The sequence below is a fragment of the Faecalibacterium sp. genome, from assembly GCF_052358865.1.
Classification (GTDB): Bacteria; Bacillota; Clostridia; order Oscillospirales; family Ruminococcaceae; genus Faecalibacterium; species Faecalibacterium butyricigenerans.
This window is the reverse complement of the sequence record NZ_DAWCVJ010000005.1, coordinates 44,194-60,967: the sequence shown is the minus strand read 5'-3', so window position 1 is coordinate 60,967 and position 16,774 is coordinate 44,194. Positions and strand designations below refer to the sequence as shown.

The following is a 16,774-nucleotide window of genomic DNA, read 5'->3' as shown; positions in this document are numbered from 1 at the left end:
CTGCCATGAACAAGCGTTTTGCAAGTCTGGCCGTCTCCGCCCTGCTGCTGGTCTCGGTGTTCAGTGTCCCCGCACTGGCTGAGGGCACTGACGCAGCCGCCGACACCGCTGCCGCCAGCGATGACCACGTTATCGTTACCTTGAATCCGGAAGCTGCCCTGCAGCCCGAGACCCCGGCAGACGCCGAGGCCTCTGCCACCGAGACGGCCAAGGCCGACCCGGACCCCTCTGCAGCCGAAGCTGCGGTCTCTGAAGAAAAAGAGGATAAGCAGCTCACCTACGTCGCACTGGGCGACAGCATCTGCGCCGGCGTCGGTCTGGCCGATGTCCAGTACAGCGCACGCGCTGGCTACAGCGTCGATATGGTCCCCAACTTCAAAGGCTACTCCCCCGACTGCTACGTCGGCAAGGTGGCGGAGACGCTCGGCCTCGACCGTGACCACGCCATCAACCTCGGCCTGCCGGCCCTGACGGCCCCCGATCTCGCGGATATGATCCAGTATGGCAAGATGCCTCAGATGAATATGGCCTCCGGCTGCGAGTACAACTACCCCGAGTTTCAGGATTACATCCGCAAGGCCGACGTCATCTCGGTCCAGATCGGCTCCAACGACGCCTTCGTCCCCTGCATCGTGGGTCTGGGCAACGCCACCAACTGGAAGAGCGAGAAGCTGGCCGCCACCATTCTGGCCGGTGATCTGCGCAGCGAAGGCTCCGGTTCTACCATGTCCACCATCTACCGCAGCATCAAGGACATGAAGCTGACCAAGGCAGAGACGGACGCCACATGGAACCTCTTCTTCTCCGGCATGAGCAAGATCTGCGACGAGACTTACCCCAAGACCTCCGCCGCCCTCATCTCCATCGTGCAGGAGATCCGCAAGCTGAACCCGGACGCGCAGATCATTCTCATCGGCTACACCAACCCCGTGCCCCTCATCCCCTGCTGGCGCAGCTACTTCCGCAAGCTGAACAAGTTTGAGAAGCAGATCGCAAAGACCTACGACCTGACCTATGTGGCCATCCCCAACACCGAGACTACCCTTGACGTGCATCCCACCATCAAGGGCCATGCCTACATCGCAAACAAGCTCGTGAACGCCATCGAGAATCCGTAACGACCGGTAACGCAAAGCCCCCGCTTCCAGCCGGAAGCGGGGGCTTTTTTAGTGCACAGAGGGATTATGCAGCCAGAGCTTTTTTGATATTTTCGAGGACGGTGTCGCTGTCCTCGCAGCAGACCATGACCACCTCGCCGGTGGGGACGGTCACGACCCGGGCTGCGCAGGCGATCTCGTACTGGTCCTCCAGATACCGCTCCATCGCCTTCTGCTGGCTCTGGACGTAGGCATCCATCGCATCGACGACGTCCTGCGTCCTGCCCTCTGCGGGCTTGACGATGGCCACGCCGTAGACGCTGACCATCATGCCGGAGACGGAGGCGGCAAAGTCGTCGTACATACCGTCCTCGAGGCCCAGCAGGGGCATCATCATGTTGGCCACCTCATCGGAAAGCTGGTCAGCCTCGTATTCGGCGCTGTAGCCGTACTGGGCGGTGAACTTGCCGTCTTCTCCCTTGGTGAAGATCATCAGATACTCGTTGTCCTCGTCACTGCGGGCGTCGTGGAGGATCTGGGTATAGTCCTTCTTTGCGGCCCCGGAGGAGCTGCCGGACGTGCCGCAGCCCACCAGAGCCAGCATCAGGATACCGGCCATCAGACAAGCAATGATACGTTTCATATTCAGTTTTATCCTTTCGTTCGCAGGGTGGAATTTTTCGGTACACAGCGATAGTATTTGATGTTTCAGCGCTGCTATTCGATAAACGTCCCGCAGCGGGCGAAAATTGCACCGCAGATGTAACAGTTCTGTGAACTCAGAGCATCATGGCCTCAAGGTCGCCGTGGTTCACGGGCGTCGAGAGGATGATCTGGGTGCTGGTCGTTCCCAGTTTCTGGAACTGCAGGATCAGGTGCTCCAGCTGGGGCATACTGCCGCAGCTCACCTTGATGAGGAAGGTGTAAGCGCCCGTGACGTGGTAGCACTGCAGCACCTCCTTGCTGTTCTGCATCAGTTCCACCAGCTCGTCGCGCTGGGACGGGGCCACCGACAAGCTGATGAGGGCGTCCACATAGACCCGGTCGGCGGGGCGGTTGAGCATCACGGTGTAGCCGCTGATTATGCCGTCTGTTTCCAGCTTATGGATGCGGCTGGAGACGGCGGGGCTGGTCAGTGCCACCTTTTCGGCGATCTCCTTCACCGGCATACGGGCATTCTTTGCGAGGAGGGCGAGAATCTTGCGGTCCAAATCGTCCATGGGAAAAGTACTCCTTTTGAAATATGTTACATTATCCAAAATTTTTCGAAAGTAAAGTTTTATTGTTGTAGCAATAGCACAACCCGCGCAAAAGTCAGTTTTCGTTTTGCCGCCTTTAATTATATAAAGTTTTGGTCAAAAAGTAAAGTGTTAAATTAAAGCAAAACCAAAATTTTGCATTTGACAAGAAAACAAATTCGGGTATAATACATACTGCAAGGCAACGCCTCAGAGTTTCCGCTGTGCCGCCGGTCTTCCGGTGTTCGGGCACGACGCGCTGCCGTCCAATGATGCGATTCACCACTTTATATACTTTCCCACCCCTCTATACACAAAAACCCGCTGCCAGGCGGGTTTTTGTGTTTTCTATGGTTTTGCCTCCCTGCCAAAGCCTCTCCCTTTGGGAGAGCCGTATCAACTGCATCTCCCATACCAAAGGCCCCCACCCGGTGCTGCCGGGTGGGGGCCTTTGGCGATTGATACCTGAAAAAGAAGAGGATGGCTTTTCGTTACTCCTCGGTGCGGTTTTTCTTGAGCAGGCTCAGGATGACCGCGCCCACGACGCTGCCGATGGCCAGAGCCACACAGTACATCACCGCATGGTCCACCACCGGGAAGACGAAGATGCCGCCATGAGGAGCGCGGAGGGCGCAGCCGAAGGTCATGGACAGGGCACCGGAGAGGGCCGCGCCGATGACGCAGCTGGGCAGGACGCGCAGCGGGTCGGCAGCGGCGTAGGGGATTGCACCCTCCGTGACGAAGCAGAGGCCCATGACGTAGTTCACGATGCCGTTGCGGCGCTCATCGGCCGTCCACTTCTTGGGGCAGAAGGTGGTGGAGAGGGCGATGGCGATGGGAGGCACCATGCCGCCCACCATGACAGCGGCCATGACCTCATAGTTGCCGGAGGCGAGGGCTGCGGTGCCGAAGACGTAAGCTGCTTTGTTGAAGGGACCGCCCATGTCGATGCTCATCATACCGGCCACGATCGCACCCAGCAGGACCTTGGAGGTGCCGCCCATGGCGTTCAGCCCGTTGGTCACAGCGGTGTTGATCATGCCCATGACGGGGTTGATGCCGCACATGACCGCGCCTACGATAAGGATGCCGCCCAGCGGGTAGATGAGCATGGGACGGATGCCGTTGAGGCTGGCGGGGAGCTTCTCGGTGATCTTCTTGAGGAACTCCACCACATAACCGGCCACGAAACCGGCCAGCAGGGCGGCGAGGAAGCCGCCGGAGACGCCGGTGGTCTCACCGGCAGCGATGCCGGCGAAGTTGGTGCCGTTCATGGCCAGCACGCCGCCTGCAAAGCCGACGGCCAGACCCGGACGGTCAGCGATGGACATGGCGATGAAGCCCGCCAGAATGGGAAGCATATAGCTGAAGGCTGCGCTGCCCACCGTCTTGAAGAAGGCGGCCAGCGGGGTATTCATGCCGAAGTTTGCGGGGTCGATGCTGTAATCGTCCAGTAGGAAGGCCAGCGCGATCATGATACCGCCGCCCACCACGAAGGGCAGCATATGGGAGACGCCGTTCATCAGGTTCTTGTAGAGGCTGCGGCCGAAGCTGTCGGTGGCAGAGGCGTCCTCTGCGGCCTGTGCGCCGCCCTCTGCGTGGAAAGCGGGGACTTCGCCGGAGGTGATCTTCCGGATAAGCTCCTCGGGCTTGTGGATGCCGTCATCCACCCGGGTGAAGAGGACAGGCTTGCCGTCGAAGCGAGCCGTCTCGATCTTCTTTTCCGCCGCCACGATGATGCCTTCGCAGTTGGCGATCTCGTCCTTGGTCAGGATGTTCTTTGCGCCGTCGGAGCCGTTGGTCTCCACCTTGATGGGCACGCCCATCTTTGCGCCGGCCTTGTTCAGGGCCTCAGCGGCCATGTAGGTGTGGGCGATGCCGTTGACGCAGGCGGTGACAGCCAGCACCCGGTAGCCCACATTGACCTCCTGATCGGTGAAGCTCTCATCGCCGAACTGCTCTTCCTCCTGCGCGTCGATGGCGGCGAGGAAGTCCGCCGGGGTCTTGGCGGTGCGCAGCTTCTCCACGAAGTCCTCATTCATGAGCATCTGCATCATGCGGGCCAGCATATCGACGTGGAGGCTGCCATTCCGGGGCGCTGCGATGGCGAACAGCAGGTCGGTCTTGCCGTCGTCCTCGGCGTTGTACTGCACCGGGGTGCTCAGGCGGAGGGCCGCGAGGCTGGGCCGGGTGACGCAGTCGCACTTGGCGTGGGGGACGGTGATGCCGTTGTCCACATAGGTCGAGCCTTCGTCCTCGCGGGCGTAGAGGCCCTTTTTGTAGGCTTCCTTATCCTTGATGTTGCCATGGGTCGCCTGCAGTTCCACCAGACGGTCGATGATCTGGCTGCGGTCCTGCTGGGCCTCGTCCAGTGCGATGGACTGTGCCGTAAACAATTCCGTGATTCGCATAGTGTGCTCCTCTCCTTGTTTCCTTCTATCTCTTAAATCGTCGCCAACAGGGCGTCGATCATTTCCTTCTTTGCCAGCCCGAGGCTGAATGCGGTGGCGCTGCCGCAGGCAGTGCCCAGCCGGAGAGCCTCCCAATAGCTGCCGCTGCGCAGGTAGCCCGCCACAAAGCCGGCCACCATGCTGTCGCCTGCGCCCACGCTGTTGACCACCCTGCCCTTGGGGGTGCCGATGCGGTGGACTTCGCCCTTCTCGTCCAGCAGGAGCGCGCCATCCCCGGCCATGCTCACCAGCACGTTCCGTGCGCCCTTTTCCTGTAAGGTGCGGGCAGCAGCGGTGATGTCGGCGTCGGTGGTGAGGGTGCGCCCCACAATCTCGCCCAGCTCGTGGTTGTTGGGCTTGATGAGGAAGGGGTGATACTGCAATACGTTCACCAGCAGGTCGCGGGTGGCGTCCACCACCGTGTGGACGCCGTGGCCTTCCAGACGGGCCAGCAGACGCTCGTAGGTGGTCTGGGGCAGGCTGGACGGGATGCTGCCCGCCAGAATGAGGATGTCTCCCTCTGCCAGCTGGTCGAGCTGGGCTTCCAGCTGCTCCATCGCGCTCTCGGGGATGTCGGGGCCTGCACCGTTCAGCTCGGTCTCCTGCCCGGCCTTGATCTTGACGTTGATGCGCGTCATGCCCTTCGCGAGATGGATGAAGTCGGTGGTGATGCCCTGCGCGGCCAAGCCCCGCTCGAGCCATGCCCCCGTCTCACCGGCCACAAAGCCCAGCGCCGTGCTCCGGCATCCCAGCTCGGCCAGCACGCCGGACACATTGATGCCCTTGCCGCCCAGCACGCAGTCCTCGCCCTTGGCGCGGTTCACCTCGCCCACCTCCAGCGGCCTATCCAGCCGCACGACATAGTCGATGGCCGGGTTGAATGTTACCGTGTAGATCATTCTGCTGCCTCCTTTATCAGAGTGAATTGTCTGTATTTCGGATTCGGACAATGGTTCGTCAGGATCGCACCGCCGGAAAGCTCGGCGATGACCGCCGGGTAGACGCGGGCGAACTTGGAGTCATCCACAAGGAACCACGCTTCTCTGGCCCGCCGCACCGCCGTGGCCTTGACCACCGCCTCTTCGGGGTCGGGGGTGGTGAATCCGGCGTCCAGCGCCACACCGTTGGCCCCCAGAAAGGCCTTCGTGAAGTTGTACTGCTGCAGGCTGTAAAGGGCCGCAGCGCCGATGATGGCCTCTGTCTCGGGCCGCAGCAGCCCGCCCAGCAGAAAGACCTTGCAGCCCTTCTGGGCCAGCGTCCGGGCGTGGGCCACGCCGTTGGTGACGTACCGGGCATCCAGCGCCGGGCCGTTCAGCTCCCGGACGAGGGCCAGCGTGGTGCTGCCTGCATCCAGAAAGACGAAGTCCTCTGCGGTGATGAGGGCCGCAGCCGCCTTGGCGATGCACTTTTTCTGGGCGACGGCCAGTGCTTCCTTCGCGGCCATCGTCGGCTCGTCGGCGAGGAACTGGCTGTCGGGCAGCGTCGCGCCGCCGTGCACCTTGTTCACCTTGCCCATCCGGTCCAGCTCGTTCAGGTCGCGGCGGATGGTGGATTCGCTGGCATCCAGCGCCTCGCAAAGCTCCTGCACCGTCGCGGTGCGCTGCTGGCTCAGAAGCTTCATGATGCGGGCCAGCCTCTCTTCTGCCAACATCTTTATCCCTCCTGTTGCACGATTCTGGTTGTGTTTGAATCGTTTTGACTGTTTCTGTCTGTATTATAGCAAATCCTCCGTCAAAATCAATCACTTTCCGTCAATTCATCTGCCAAAATATATCTCCTAAAATCAGTCACTCTGCACAAACGGTAGGATACAACCTGCAAAAGAGCACAAAAAATCCGCCCCGGAGCGTTCTGTCCCGGGGCGAATGGCGATTTTATGACTCTGTCTGACCGATTTTGACGGCTTCTCAAGCGTCCGAACGGGCGTAGGCGTTCTTCATGCCGCTGCTCAGCTCAAAGAGGACCTTGTCCAGCGTATCGGCGGCACGCTTCTTCAGCTCGGCGGCGATGGCGGTGTTGGCCTCCTCCCGCAGAGCGGCACGCTGGCCCTCCTCGGCGGCAGAGATCTTTCTGTCGTACTGGTTCAGCAGGGCACGGCTGGCGGAAAGGACGCCCTCCTCGTACCGCTCCACATGGATGAGGCTCTTGGCGTAGGAGGCGTCGGCCATGGCGGCGATCATCCGGCTCACCCAGTAGAAGCTGTCGGTGGAGACCTCGCCGGTGGTGCAGGCGAGGTAGGCCGGGGTACGCTCCACGTTGGCGTAGAATGGCACCATGGTGTTGAAGGCGTTGGAGGCGTAGGCGATCCACTCCACTGCACGGATGTCCTCGGGCAGGTCAGGCCGCATCTGGATGAGGGCCATGAAGTCGTTGCGGTTGATGCCGATGGAGCGGTAAGCGCCCTTCATGCTCTTGTCGCCATAGCTGGCGTAGGGGTCGAAGGGAGTGCCCTGATAGTGGGAGGACAGCACATACTTCACGTCCTCCGGGGTCAGCTTCCGCTCCGGCACCATGCACCAGGGCAAGTCGTCCGACCGGGGGCCGTAGTCGGCGGCAGGGCCGTCCCAGACCCATGTATTCGGGTTGAGGTGGCGAAGCATGAACCATGCGCGGGGGGTGTTGTAGACATGGTCGGCGTCGTCGTGGCTGCCGAAAGCGTCCCGGGGGTTCAGGCAGCCGTCCAGCGAAAGGTCGAGGTGGTTGTCCCGGATGAACTCCCGCAGGTCGGACGAGCAGAGATAGTTTTCCTGTGCGCCGAAAGCATCCTCGAGGTCGAAGGCGTCGATGCCCAGCTGGTTCGGCATGACCACATAGGCGTCGTCCGGCACCCGGCGGGCCATCCAGTGGTGGCCGCCGATGGTCTCGAGCCACCAGATCTCGTCCACGTCCTGAAAGGCGATGCCGTTCATCTCATAGGTGCCGTACTCTTCCAGCAGTCTGCCCAGACGAAGCACGCCCTCCCGGGCAGAGTGGATGTAGGGCAGGACGAGGTAGACGATGTCCTCCTCGCCGATGCCGCCGGGCACTTCCGGCTGACCGTCCTGCGCGGGCTGGTAGACCACCAGCGGGTCCGCGCCCAGCACCCGGGGGTTGGAGGTGATGGTCTCGGTGGCGGTCATGCCCACGTTGGCGGCGTTGACGCCCGAAGCGGCCCAGATGCCCTTGCCCTCCACGGCGTTGGGCATTGCGGTCATCCGCAGGGCATTGCCCGGCAGGGGGATCTCCACATGGGAGAGGACCGACTGATAGACAGCCGGATGCTCCTCCGGCTGGACGACGACGAACTTTTTCGCAGTGAAGTGGCCGGAGCCGGAATCGTCGTTCCGGGCGATCATGGTCGAGCCGTCATACGAGGCTTTTTTGCCCACAAGGATGGTAGTACAAGCCATAGCTTTTATCCTCCGAAGTTTTTCTTTTTCTATGCCGAAGTTTTATGGATCCCGTCTCGCAGGTCTGTTTGCCCTGCAAAACCCATTGTATCGCGTTTCGGCAGACAGTGCAAGCCCTCACTCGCCGATATAGGCAAAGCGCGGCTGACGTCTGCCATCCCGCTCCACTACCTCGGCCCACATGGCCGCCGGGCGCACCCAAAGCCCGCCCTCACCGTACAGGGGACGGTAGACCACCATCTCCTCCTCGGTCTCGCTGTGGCGGGCCATCCCGAGGACCTGATACTCGTTGCCCTTGAAGTGCCGGTAGCGGCCCGGGCGGATGTCGTATTGGAACTGGTACATAAGAACTCCTTCCCTGCAAAAAGCCCGGTCACAGACTGGTCTGCGCCGGACTTTTCCACTTGCTTCACCCCTGCGGGTGGAAATATTCGTAAATGGTCTGGGCCATCTGCCGCCCCACGCCGGGGGTGTTCTCCAGCTGGTCGGGGGTCGCCTCTTTTACGGCTCCCACGCTCTTGAACTGGGCCATCAGGGCCTTGGCCGTCTTGGGGCCGACGCCCGGCACCTCGGTAAGGGTGGACGAATAGCTCTTTTTGTTCATCTGCTGCCTGCGGTACGCATTGGCAAAGCGGTGCGTCTCGTCCTGAATGGCCGTGATGAAGGTAAACGTCCCCCGGTTCATGTTGATGGCGATTTCTCGGCCCTCGCTGTCCACGATGGCGCGGGTGCGGTGGTGGTCGTCCTTCACCATGCCATAGAGCGGCACATCCGCCAGCGTGGTCCCGGCAAGAGCGGCTTTGGCGGCGCTCACCTGTCCCCTGCCGCCGTCCATCAGAAGCAGGTCCGGCTTCTGGCCGAAATAGTTGCTGCTGGGTTCGCCATTTGCGGCCATTCCGGAGTATTTTTCGTATTCAGCCGCACGGCGGGAGACGGTCTCGGCCAGCGAGGCGTAGTCGTCCGTACCGGCCACCGTCTTCATCCGGAACTTCCGGTAGCCCGCCTTATAGGGCTTACCGTCCCGGAATGTGACCATGCCGCAGACGCTGGTGCCGTCGCCCCAGTTGGAAATGTCGTAGCTCTCGATGGTGCGGGGAGGCTTCGGCAGGCCCAGCACCTGCGCCATCTCGTCCAGAAGCTTTTCCTCCCGGGCATAGCGGCCGCTCTCCCGGGCCAGACGCTCGACGGCGTTGGTGTGGGCCATCTCGACCAGATGCGCCTTATCGCCCCGCTGGGGGACGTAAAGCTGCACCTCGCTGCCCCGCTTTTCGCTGAGGGCCTGCTGCAGGGCGTCGGCGTCCGGCGGCAGCTCGTCCACAGCGATGACCTTCGGGATCTGCTCGTCGTCAAGGTAGTACCGGGGCAGGAACTCCTCCCGCACCGCCGGGATGTCGGCGGTATCGTGGAAAAGAAACTCCCTCTTGTCCGTCAGCCGTCCCTCCCGGAACCGGAGAACGGCTGCACAGACGCTGCCGGGCGTGCCCGCCAGCGCCACCACGTCCATCTCCACGTCGGGGTCCACCACGACCTTCTGCCCCGCCGTCACCTTGGTGATGGCGGCGATCTGGTCGCGGATGAGGGCCGCTGTCTCAAATTCCAGCCGGTCGGAGGCCTCCTGCATCCGCTCGCTGAGGAGCTTCAGGATGTCCTTCTTGCCGTAACGGATGAGGTGGACGGCGCTTTTGACGGCCTCGTTGTAGTTCTCGCAGCTGATCTTTCCGCTGCACACAGCCATGCATTTTCCGATGTGGGCGTTCAGACAGGGGCGTCCCCGGCCGATCTCCTGCGGGAACCGCCGGTTGCACCGGGGCAGCAGGAAAGCGTCCATCGCCGTCTCGGCCATCTGCCGGGCCGCAAAGCTCGAGGTGTAGGGGCCGATATACTCCGCGCCGTCGTCCTCCTTCTGGAGGGTAAACGAGAGGCGGGGCCACTCGTCCTTCGTCACCTTGATATAGCTGTAGCCCTTATCGTCCTTGAGCAGGATGTTGTACTTGGGGGTGTGGGCCTTGATCTGACTGGCTTCCAGCACCAGCGCCTCAAACTCGCTCTGGCAGACGATGACATCAAAGGCGTAGGCATGGGCGATCATCTGGCTGACCTTGTTGTCGTGGGGCACGCCCTCCCGGAAATACTGGCTCACCCGGATGCGCAGGCGCTTGGCCTTGCCGATATAGATGATGGTGTCGCTTTTGTCCCGGATGATATATACTCCGGGCAAAAGCGGCAGCATACACGCCTTTTGGTATAGCTCCGCCTTGGTCATTCTGCGCTCTGCTTCCGGTTCTCGCGGGCCTTGCGGATGCAGCCGATGGACTGGAAGATGCCGAACCATGCGGGCAGAGTGGCCCACTGGCTGGGCTTCTCGTCCTCATCGGCCGCAAACCACAGCGCCGTCTGCACGATGAGCAGGGTCACAAAAACACCCAGCGCAAAATACCAAGGACGACCGGAATCGCAGAAATCAACATACTTGCGCAGGGTCTCTTCACTCAGTCTTTTCATGGAAATGCCTCCCTTTGTTCTGACGCAAAATACCAAAAAAGCGGCAAGGATGACCCCCGCCGCTCATACACGAATGGAACTGGATTACTCTGCAAAGCCGGACTCGACCAGCTTGATGAGGCCATCGACAGCAGCCTGCTCGTCGGCGCCATCGGCGATGATGCGGATGGTGGTGCCGCCCACGATGCCCAGAGACAGGACGCCCAGAAGGCTCTTAGCGTTCACGCGGCGCTCTTCCTTCTCGACCCAGATGGAAGACTTGAACTCATTGGCCTTCTGAATAAAGAAGGTTGCCGGACGGGCGTGCAGACCAACCTGATTTTCAACGGTAACTTCTTTGACGTACATAGTAAAACGCTCCTATCTATTATCGTTCTAAGGAATGTAATTATGTTTCGCGCCTGTTGCGTTGTGATTATTTTAGCGCAAAGCGAAACCGTTGTACAGACCCCGGACGCATTTTTGGCGGTTTTCCCAAGGATGAGGGGGGCATTTTTCACCTTTTATACAAAGACAACAAAATTATTCCCCCAGTGTTGGCGAGGCAATACAAAAGTTTTCAACATTTTTTCGACCACAGGCCGTACTATGACATTCTTCCTGCTCCTCTGACTGCGTCCGACAGGCTTTTCAGCCCTCCCAGCGCATCACGAGCAGCTCACAGCGCCGCTGCACGAAGCCGTCCTCTGCGGGGTCAAAGACCCGTGCCGCCTCCCCGGTCAGCTTCCAGCCCATCCGGCGGTAAAGGGCGATGGCGCGGGTGTTCTGGTCCAGCACGGTCAGGGTCGGATGCTCATGCTCTTCCAGCTTTTTGCGGGCAAAGTCCAGCATCTTCTGGCCGATGCCCTTTCCCCGGGCGTCTGCCGCGACGAACAGATGCTCGATACGGCCCGTCTTGTGGTCTACGCTCACCATACCGTCCGGCACATCCTTCGTGGTATGGAGATAGCAGGCCCAGCCCTCTTTTTTCTCTGCCTTGAGCTGGGCGAGGAAGGCTTCCTCCCGCAGACCCGCACAATACTCTGCCGTCCAGTTCCCGGCGCAGATGGTGCGGCGTCCCTCACAAAAGAGCTTCCCCGCCGCCTGATACTGTTCCTCCGTCCGGACGAGGCGGACGTTTTCGCCCCGTTTCCACTTGGGCAGCTCGGTGATGGGGTGGGTCTCACACCACTGTTCATACAGCTCCGGGCGGCGCAGACGGGTGCGCTCCCGGCTCTTTTCGCCCCGCCATGCGTCGATCTTCTGGTGGTCGCCGCCCAGCAGGACGTCGGGCACGGCACGGCCCTCCCAGACCTCAGGGCGGGTATACTGGGGATATTCCAGCAGGCCGTCCCAGTAGCTCTCCTCCTCGTAGCCCTTCTGCTCGGCCAGAACGCCGGGCTTGAGGCGGAGCACGCTGTCGGCCACCACGAGGCTGGCCAGCTCGCCGCCGGTGAGGATATAGTCGCCGATGGAGATCTCTTCGTCCGCAAAAGCATCGATGACCCGCTCATCGATGCCCTCATAGTGGCCGCAGACCAGCGTGAGGTTGTCGTACTCGGCCAGTCTGCGGGCGTGCTCCTCGGTGTAGCGCTGACCACCCGCCGTCAAGAACACGATATGCGGGGCAGGACGCCCCTGTTCCGCCACTTCCTTCTGGACGGCCCGCAGACAGTCGGCGATGGGCTGGGCGTAGAGCACCATGCCGCAGCCGCCGCCGTAGGGGTAATCGTCGGTCTGCTTCTGCTTGTTGAGGGTGTAGTCCCGGATCTGATGGCAGTGGGTCTCGATATAGCCGCGCTTGGCCGCGCGGCCGATGATGCTGGCGTCCAGCACCTGCTGGCACATTTCGGGGAAAAGGGTCACGATGTCCACGCGCATTCCCATCGCTCACTCCCCCTCCCGCTCACTGTCACAGTCGTCATCCAGCAGGCCCGGGATGGGTGTGACGAGGATATAGCCCTCGGGCGGGTTGCGCTCTTTCAGGAAAGCGTCCACGCCGGGGAACATATATTCTTTTCCGCCGGGGGCTTTGACCGTGTAGATGTCCTGTGCGCCGGGATGGTCCACGCTGGTGACGACGCCGTACACCTTGCCGGTGTCGGCGTCCCGCACCTCGCAGCCGATGAGGTCGGCCACATACCACCGGCCCTCCGGCAGGGTGGCGTCATTGCGGTCGAAGTAGAACACCTGCCCCCGCAGGGCGCGGGCGGCGTCCATGTCATTCACGCCCTCCAGCTGGAGCAGCGCCATCTGCCCCTGCGGGCGGATGGAAGTGATGTTATAGCACTTGCCGCCCTTTGCCGAGGCATAGAGGCGGCCCGTCTTTTTGAGGAAATCCACGCCATCGCACCACAGCTCCAGCTTCATTTCGCCGCGCACGCCGTGGGTGGTGACGACCTTGCCTGCTTCCAGATATTGCTGCATAAATTCGCTCCTGTTTAGCGTTCTTGCCCTCTCCGTCAATGCTTCGCATTGCCACCTCTCCCAAAGGGAGAGGCTTTTGGCTCCCCCTTTGGGGGAGCTGGCGCGCAAGCGCCTGAGAGGGCAAGCTCGTTTATAAATCAAAAAGGCCCTTTGCCATTACAGCAAAGGGCCTGTAGGGTGCTTAGTCGATCTCAACAAGGACCTTTTCATCGACCCGCACAGCAGCCGCGCGCATCACCACACGAATGGCTTTTGCGATCCGGCCCTGCTTGCCGATGACACGGCCCATATCTCCCTCTGCCACGCTCAGGTGGTAGACGATGGTGCCGTCCTCGCGGGGGGCGTCCACCGTGACCTTGACGGCGTCCTTATCCTCCACGAGGCCGCGGGCAACTGCCAGCAACAGCTCCTGCATGAGTCAGCCCTCCACCTTACAGAATGTTGGACTTCTTCAGCAGCACACGGACGGTGTCGGTGGGCTGAGCGCCGTTGGCGATCCAAGCCTTGGCCTTCTCACCGTCGATGCTCACAACGGAAGGCTCCTGATTGGGATCGTAGGTGCCGATCTCCTCGATGAAACGGCCGTCGCGGGGGAAGCGGCTGTCAGCGACAACAACACGATAGAAGGGAGCCTTCTTGGCGCCGACGCGGCGCAGACGAATCTTAACTGCCATGGTAATATCCTCCAAAAATTTCTTGTTCCCCGGCTTGCGGGGGTTAAATCTATCTGTACAACCCCGTGCCGGGGTGTATACCGTAATTATTTCATGCCCCGGAAGGCGCCCGGGTTGCCCATCATGCCGCCCAGCTTGCGGGCAAAGCCCTTCGGGCTTTTCTTGAGCTGCTTCATCATCTTCTGCATCATCTCAAACTGCTTGAGCAGCTTGTTGACGTCAGACACCTGCGTGCCGCTGCCCGCTGCGATGCGGCGCTTGCGCTTGGGGTTGATGATGGAGGGGTCCTCTCGCTCGGCCTTGGTCATCGAGTAGATCATGGCCTCGATGCGGTCGAAGGCCTTCTCGTCGATCTGGCTGGCGTCGATGCCGGACATCCCGGGCAGCATGCTCAGCATGGCACCTGCGCCGCCCATCTTGCGGATCTGGGCGAACTGGGCCAGCATATCGTTCATATCGAACTTGTTTTCCATCATCCGCTTGGCGGTCTCTTCGGCCAGCTTCTCGTCGGCGGCGTCCTGTGCGCGCTCGATGAGGCTCAGCACATCGCCCATGCCGAGGATGCGGCTTGCCATGCGGGAGGGATGGAAGACCTCAAGGTCGTCCAGCTTTTCGCCGGTGCCCTGAAACTTGATGGGCTTGCCGGTAACGGACAGCACCGAGAGAGCTGCGCCGCCGCGGGTATCGCCGTCGGTCTTGGTGAGGATGATGCCGTCGATGCCCACCGTCTCGTTGAAGGTCTTTGCGACATTCACCGCGTCCTGACCGGCCATGGCGTCCACGACCAGCAGCGTCTCGTCCACGGGGACGGCTTCTTTGATCTGGACCAGCTCCTGCATCAGCACTTCGTCGATCTGCAGTCGGCCCGCGGTATCAAGGATGACGATGTCGTTGCCGTAGTCCTTGGCGTGGGACAGCGCCTTGCGGGCGATCTCCGGGGGCTTGGCACCCGGCAGGGTGAACACCGGCGCACCGGCCTGCTTGCCCACCACCTGCAGCTGATCGATCGCGGCGGGGCGGTAGATGTCGCAGGCCACCAGCATCGGGCGGCGGCCCTGCTTGATGTAATACTTGGCCAGCTTGGCTGCGTGGGTCGTCTTACCGTTGCCCTGCAGGCCGCAGAGCATGATGATGGTCTGGCCCTTGTTCTTGATGACCAGACGGGGGGCTTCCTCGCCGCCCATCAGAGCGATCAGCTCTTCGTTGACGATCTTGACCACCTGCTGGGCGGGGGTCAGGCTCTCCATGACCTCCTGCCCCATCGCACGCTCCGAGACCTTTGCGCAGAAGTCCTTCGCCACCTTGTAGTTGACGTCGGCTTCCAGCAGGGCCATCCGGACCTCACGCATAGCGGCCTTGATGTCCGCCTCGTTCAGCTTGCCGTGGCCGCGCAGCTTTTTGAACACACCGGCAAGGCGGTCGGTCAAAGATTCAAATGCCATTGTGCGGTGCTCCTCTCAAATCCATTTTCAGCTCTCATTCACTTCGTCGATGGAGCGGATGAGCCTCAGCATCTTGGTCAGGGTGGCGGCATACTCGGTGGTGGTCAGCCGGGCACCGGGGCCGGTGCATTCGAACCGGGCGTCGATGACCAGCTGCTCCAGCTCTTCCAGTGTCTGCTGCACCCGGCGGTACCGGGCAGCAAAGCCCACTTTGTCTTCCAGCTCCTTGAGGGTCGTTTCGCCATGCTTGATGGCGTCCCGCGCCCCCTGCCGGGTGATGCCGAAGTTTTCTCCGATCTCGCTGAGGGAGAGGTCGTCGTTGTAATACTGGCGCAGCATCTCGCGCTGTTTGGGCGTGAGCACCTCGCCGTAAAAATCGAGCAGATAGCCCATTTCAAAGTCTTTTGCCATGTTCTGTCCTGCTCTGACCTCCGCTGTTTGTAAAGGTTTTTTGCTTTACATACGAAGTATAGCAGACGCCGCCCCCTTTGTCAAGAACTTTTTGCGTCATTTTGCCAGATTTTCTCCACATTTTTCTCTTTTCTGCCCAAATCCCGCTTGACGCTTCCGGCCCTTTGCGCTAAAGTTATAGGTGCTGACCCTTGTTGTATCCCGGAAGACGAAAGGAGGCCGCCCGTGCCCATCTACCCCAACATCTACCAGACCCTGCTGCCCGGCCCCATCGTCGAGCTGCGGGGTTATCTTGCGGCCTGCGGGCTGCGGGGACGGCTGTACGCCTATCTGAACTACAACGGCCCCACCGGCACCGCCCGGGACGAGCTGGCTGAGGGGATGCTGGCGCTGGCCCTTGCGCGGGGGGCGCTGACCCCCGGCCAGCCCATCGTGGAGGCCGTGTCAGGCCCCTTTGCCACGGCGCTGACGCTGGCGGGACAGACGGCTGGCCACCCGGTGGTGCTGGTCATGCCGGAGGATGCCCCCGCCATGCGGCAGGAAAGCCTGCTCCGCCTCGGGGCACAGATCCTCCACACCCCCGCGCAGGCAGGCCCTGCCGGGGCACGGACGGAGGCAGAGGCAAAGGCCGCCGAGAAGGGCTGGTTCTACATGGACTGGCTGCGCAGTGACGACAACCCCACCTACCACCGCCGGGTCACCGGGCCTGCGCTGGTGCGCTCCATCGCCCGGGAAGGCTCGAGCATCGTGGACAGCATCGTCATCGGGGTGGGCAGCGGCGGCACCATCACCGGCGTGGGCGAGACGGTCAAGGCGTGGACGAACGATGTCCGCATCGTGGCGGTGGAGCCATACGAGAGTCAGGCCCTCAGCGGCGGACTCACCGGGCCTCACGGCATCCCGGACATCGGCTTCGGCCTCGTGCCCGGCAACTACAACGCCTACGTCGTGGACAACATCGCCGCCGTCACCACCGCCGACGCAGCCCGGGCCGCGCAGCGGGTCCTGCGCACCGACGCCATCCCGGCCTCCCCCAGCGCAGGCGCAGCCCTCCATGCAGCGGCGCAGCTCATCGCCAACGGCACCAGCCGCTCGGCGCTGGCGGTGTTCAGCGGGCGGCAGAGCATCTTATAAGCATATTCAATATAAAAGGAAAAGAGAAGGA

General features: G+C 61.5%; 18 protein-coding genes. 2 read left to right on the top strand and 16 right to left on the bottom strand.

Annotated elements, in window-relative coordinates:
* The first annotated feature begins 5 nt into the window (after window positions 1-5).
* Window positions 6-1,118: an SGNH/GDSL hydrolase family protein gene (locus ACT8X9_RS01980; RefSeq protein WP_444267945.1), complete on the top strand. Its 1,113-nt coding sequence runs from the start codon at window positions 6-8 to the stop codon at window positions 1,116-1,118.
* Between the two features lie 64 nt (window positions 1,119-1,182).
* On the opposite strand, the gene ACT8X9_RS01975 is transcribed toward ACT8X9_RS01980, so the two are convergent.
* The 16 genes from ACT8X9_RS01975 to ACT8X9_RS01900 form a co-directional block, all read right to left on the bottom strand.
* Window positions 1,183-1,740 (bottom strand): DUF4358 domain-containing protein, encoded by a 558-nt coding sequence (locus ACT8X9_RS01975; RefSeq protein WP_444267944.1) that lies wholly within the window; start codon window positions 1,738-1,740, stop codon window positions 1,183-1,185.
* Between the two features lie 136 nt (window positions 1,741-1,876).
* Entirely contained in the window at window positions 1,877-2,317 is a 441-nt protein-coding gene (locus ACT8X9_RS01970; RefSeq protein WP_227620491.1) for an Lrp/AsnC family transcriptional regulator, read from the bottom strand.
* 509 nt (window positions 2,318-2,826) lie between these two features.
* The gene (locus ACT8X9_RS01965) at window positions 2,827-4,746 is read right to left on the bottom strand and encodes a PTS fructose transporter subunit IIABC (protein WP_444267943.1); all 1,920 of its coding nucleotides are present in this window, start codon (window positions 4,744-4,746) and stop codon (window positions 2,827-2,829) included.
* 32 nt (window positions 4,747-4,778) lie between these two features.
* Window positions 4,779-5,684 carry a 1-phosphofructokinase gene (pfkB, locus tag ACT8X9_RS01960; protein ID WP_444267942.1) on the bottom strand — a complete coding sequence of 302 codons (906 nt, stop codon included), beginning with the start codon at window positions 5,682-5,684 and terminating at the stop codon, window positions 4,779-4,781.
* The gene (locus tag ACT8X9_RS01955) at window positions 5,681-6,436 is read right to left on the bottom strand and encodes a DeoR/GlpR family DNA-binding transcription regulator (RefSeq protein WP_444267941.1); all 756 of its coding nucleotides are present in this window, start codon (window positions 6,434-6,436) and stop codon (window positions 5,681-5,683) included. The genes pfkB and ACT8X9_RS01955 overlap by 4 nt, the downstream gene beginning before the upstream one ends.
* 256 nt (window positions 6,437-6,692) lie before the next feature.
* The gene (locus ACT8X9_RS01950) at window positions 6,693-8,174 is read right to left on the bottom strand and encodes a C69 family dipeptidase (protein ID WP_444267940.1); all 1,482 of its coding nucleotides are present in this window, start codon (window positions 8,172-8,174) and stop codon (window positions 6,693-6,695) included.
* Window positions 8,175-8,291: 117 nt separating this feature from the next.
* A complete protein-coding gene (locus ACT8X9_RS01945; RefSeq protein ID WP_227620500.1) occupies window positions 8,292-8,519 on the bottom strand; it encodes a DUF1653 domain-containing protein in 228 nt (75 codons plus the stop codon).
* 64 nt (window positions 8,520-8,583) lie between these two features.
* Window positions 8,584-10,437, bottom strand: a complete 1,854-nt coding sequence (uvrC, locus tag ACT8X9_RS01940) for an excinuclease ABC subunit UvrC (RefSeq protein WP_444267939.1) — start codon at window positions 10,435-10,437, stop codon at window positions 8,584-8,586.
* Window positions 10,434-10,676: a hypothetical protein gene (locus ACT8X9_RS01935; protein WP_227620504.1), complete on the bottom strand. Its 243-nt coding sequence runs from the start codon at window positions 10,674-10,676 to the stop codon at window positions 10,434-10,436. Before ACT8X9_RS01935 ends, uvrC begins: the two co-directional genes overlap by 4 nt.
* Window positions 10,677-10,760: 84 nt before the next feature.
* A complete protein-coding gene (locus ACT8X9_RS01930) occupies window positions 10,761-11,024 on the bottom strand; it encodes an HPr family phosphocarrier protein (protein WP_005920365.1) in 264 nt (87 codons plus the stop codon).
* A gap of 282 nt (window positions 11,025-11,306) precedes the next feature.
* Window positions 11,307-12,542 (bottom strand): tRNA (guanosine(37)-N1)-methyltransferase TrmD, encoded by a 1,236-nt coding sequence (gene trmD / locus ACT8X9_RS01925; protein WP_444267938.1) that lies wholly within the window; start codon window positions 12,540-12,542, stop codon window positions 11,307-11,309.
* A 3-nt stretch (window positions 12,543-12,545) separates the two neighbouring features.
* Complete coding sequence (gene rimM, locus ACT8X9_RS01920; protein WP_227620507.1) at window positions 12,546-13,082, bottom strand: ribosome maturation factor RimM; 537 nt, start codon at window positions 13,080-13,082, stop codon at window positions 12,546-12,548.
* 181 nt (window positions 13,083-13,263) lie between these two features.
* A complete protein-coding gene (locus ACT8X9_RS01915) occupies window positions 13,264-13,497 on the bottom strand; it encodes a KH domain-containing protein (RefSeq protein WP_015565586.1) in 234 nt (77 codons plus the stop codon).
* A 16-nt stretch (window positions 13,498-13,513) separates the two neighbouring features.
* The gene (rpsP, locus tag ACT8X9_RS01910; protein ID WP_015565585.1) at window positions 13,514-13,756 is read right to left on the bottom strand and encodes a 30S ribosomal protein S16; all 243 of its coding nucleotides are present in this window, start codon (window positions 13,754-13,756) and stop codon (window positions 13,514-13,516) included.
* Between the two features lie 86 nt (window positions 13,757-13,842).
* A complete protein-coding gene (gene ffh, locus ACT8X9_RS01905) occupies window positions 13,843-15,198 on the bottom strand; it encodes a signal recognition particle protein (RefSeq protein WP_444267937.1) in 1,356 nt (451 codons plus the stop codon).
* Window positions 15,199-15,225: 27 nt separating this feature from the next.
* Entirely contained in the window at window positions 15,226-15,609 is a 384-nt protein-coding gene (locus ACT8X9_RS01900) for a sigma factor-like helix-turn-helix DNA-binding protein (RefSeq protein WP_227620511.1), read from the bottom strand.
* A gap of 225 nt (window positions 15,610-15,834) precedes the next feature.
* Here ACT8X9_RS01900 and ACT8X9_RS01895 point away from each other — a divergent pair, with 225 nt between their 5' ends.
* The gene (locus ACT8X9_RS01895) at window positions 15,835-16,743 is read left to right on the top strand and encodes a PLP-dependent cysteine synthase family protein (RefSeq protein WP_444267936.1); all 909 of its coding nucleotides are present in this window, start codon (window positions 15,835-15,837) and stop codon (window positions 16,741-16,743) included.
* The last annotated feature ends 31 nt before the right edge of the window (window positions 16,744-16,774 follow it).

Coding starts and splice junctions, on each gene's coding strand:
- ACT8X9_RS01900 (WP_227620511.1), bottom strand. CDS start 15,609: ATGGCAAAAGACTTTGAAATGGGCTATCTGCTCGATTTTTACGGCGAG.
- ACT8X9_RS01945 (WP_227620500.1), bottom strand. CDS start 8,519: ATGTACCAGTTCCAATACGACATCCGCCCGGGCCGCTACCGGCACTTC.
- ACT8X9_RS01930 (WP_005920365.1), bottom strand. CDS start 11,024: ATGTACGTCAAAGAAGTTACCGTTGAAAATCAGGTTGGTCTGCACGCC.
- ACT8X9_RS01970 (WP_227620491.1), bottom strand. CDS start 2,317: ATGGACGATTTGGACCGCAAGATTCTCGCCCTCCTCGCAAAGAATGCC.
- ACT8X9_RS01915 (WP_015565586.1), bottom strand. CDS start 13,497: ATGCAGGAGCTGTTGCTGGCAGTTGCCCGCGGCCTCGTGGAGGATAAG.
- ACT8X9_RS01975 (WP_444267944.1), bottom strand. CDS start 1,740: ATGAAACGTATCATTGCTTGTCTGATGGCCGGTATCCTGATGCTGGCT.
- uvrC (WP_444267939.1), bottom strand. CDS start 10,437: ATGACCAAGGCGGAGCTATACCAAAAGGCGTGTATGCTGCCGCTTTTG.
- ACT8X9_RS01965 (WP_444267943.1), bottom strand. CDS start 4,746: ATGCGAATCACGGAATTGTTTACGGCACAGTCCATCGCACTGGACGAG.
- rimM (WP_227620507.1), bottom strand. CDS start 13,082: ATGCAGCAATATCTGGAAGCAGGCAAGGTCGTCACCACCCACGGCGTG.
- pfkB (WP_444267942.1), bottom strand. CDS start 5,684: ATGATCTACACGGTAACATTCAACCCGGCCATCGACTATGTCGTGCGG.
- ffh (WP_444267937.1), bottom strand. CDS start 15,198: ATGGCATTTGAATCTTTGACCGACCGCCTTGCCGGTGTGTTCAAAAAG.
- ACT8X9_RS01980 (WP_444267945.1), top strand. CDS start 6: ATGAACAAGCGTTTTGCAAGTCTGGCCGTCTCCGCCCTGCTGCTGGTC.
- ACT8X9_RS01935 (WP_227620504.1), bottom strand. CDS start 10,676: ATGAAAAGACTGAGTGAAGAGACCCTGCGCAAGTATGTTGATTTCTGC.
- rpsP (WP_015565585.1), bottom strand. CDS start 13,756: ATGGCAGTTAAGATTCGTCTGCGCCGCGTCGGCGCCAAGAAGGCTCCC.
- trmD (WP_444267938.1), bottom strand. CDS start 12,542: ATGGGAATGCGCGTGGACATCGTGACCCTTTTCCCCGAAATGTGCCAG.
- ACT8X9_RS01955 (WP_444267941.1), bottom strand. CDS start 6,436: ATGTTGGCAGAAGAGAGGCTGGCCCGCATCATGAAGCTTCTGAGCCAG.
- ACT8X9_RS01950 (WP_444267940.1), bottom strand. CDS start 8,174: ATGGCTTGTACTACCATCCTTGTGGGCAAAAAAGCCTCGTATGACGGC.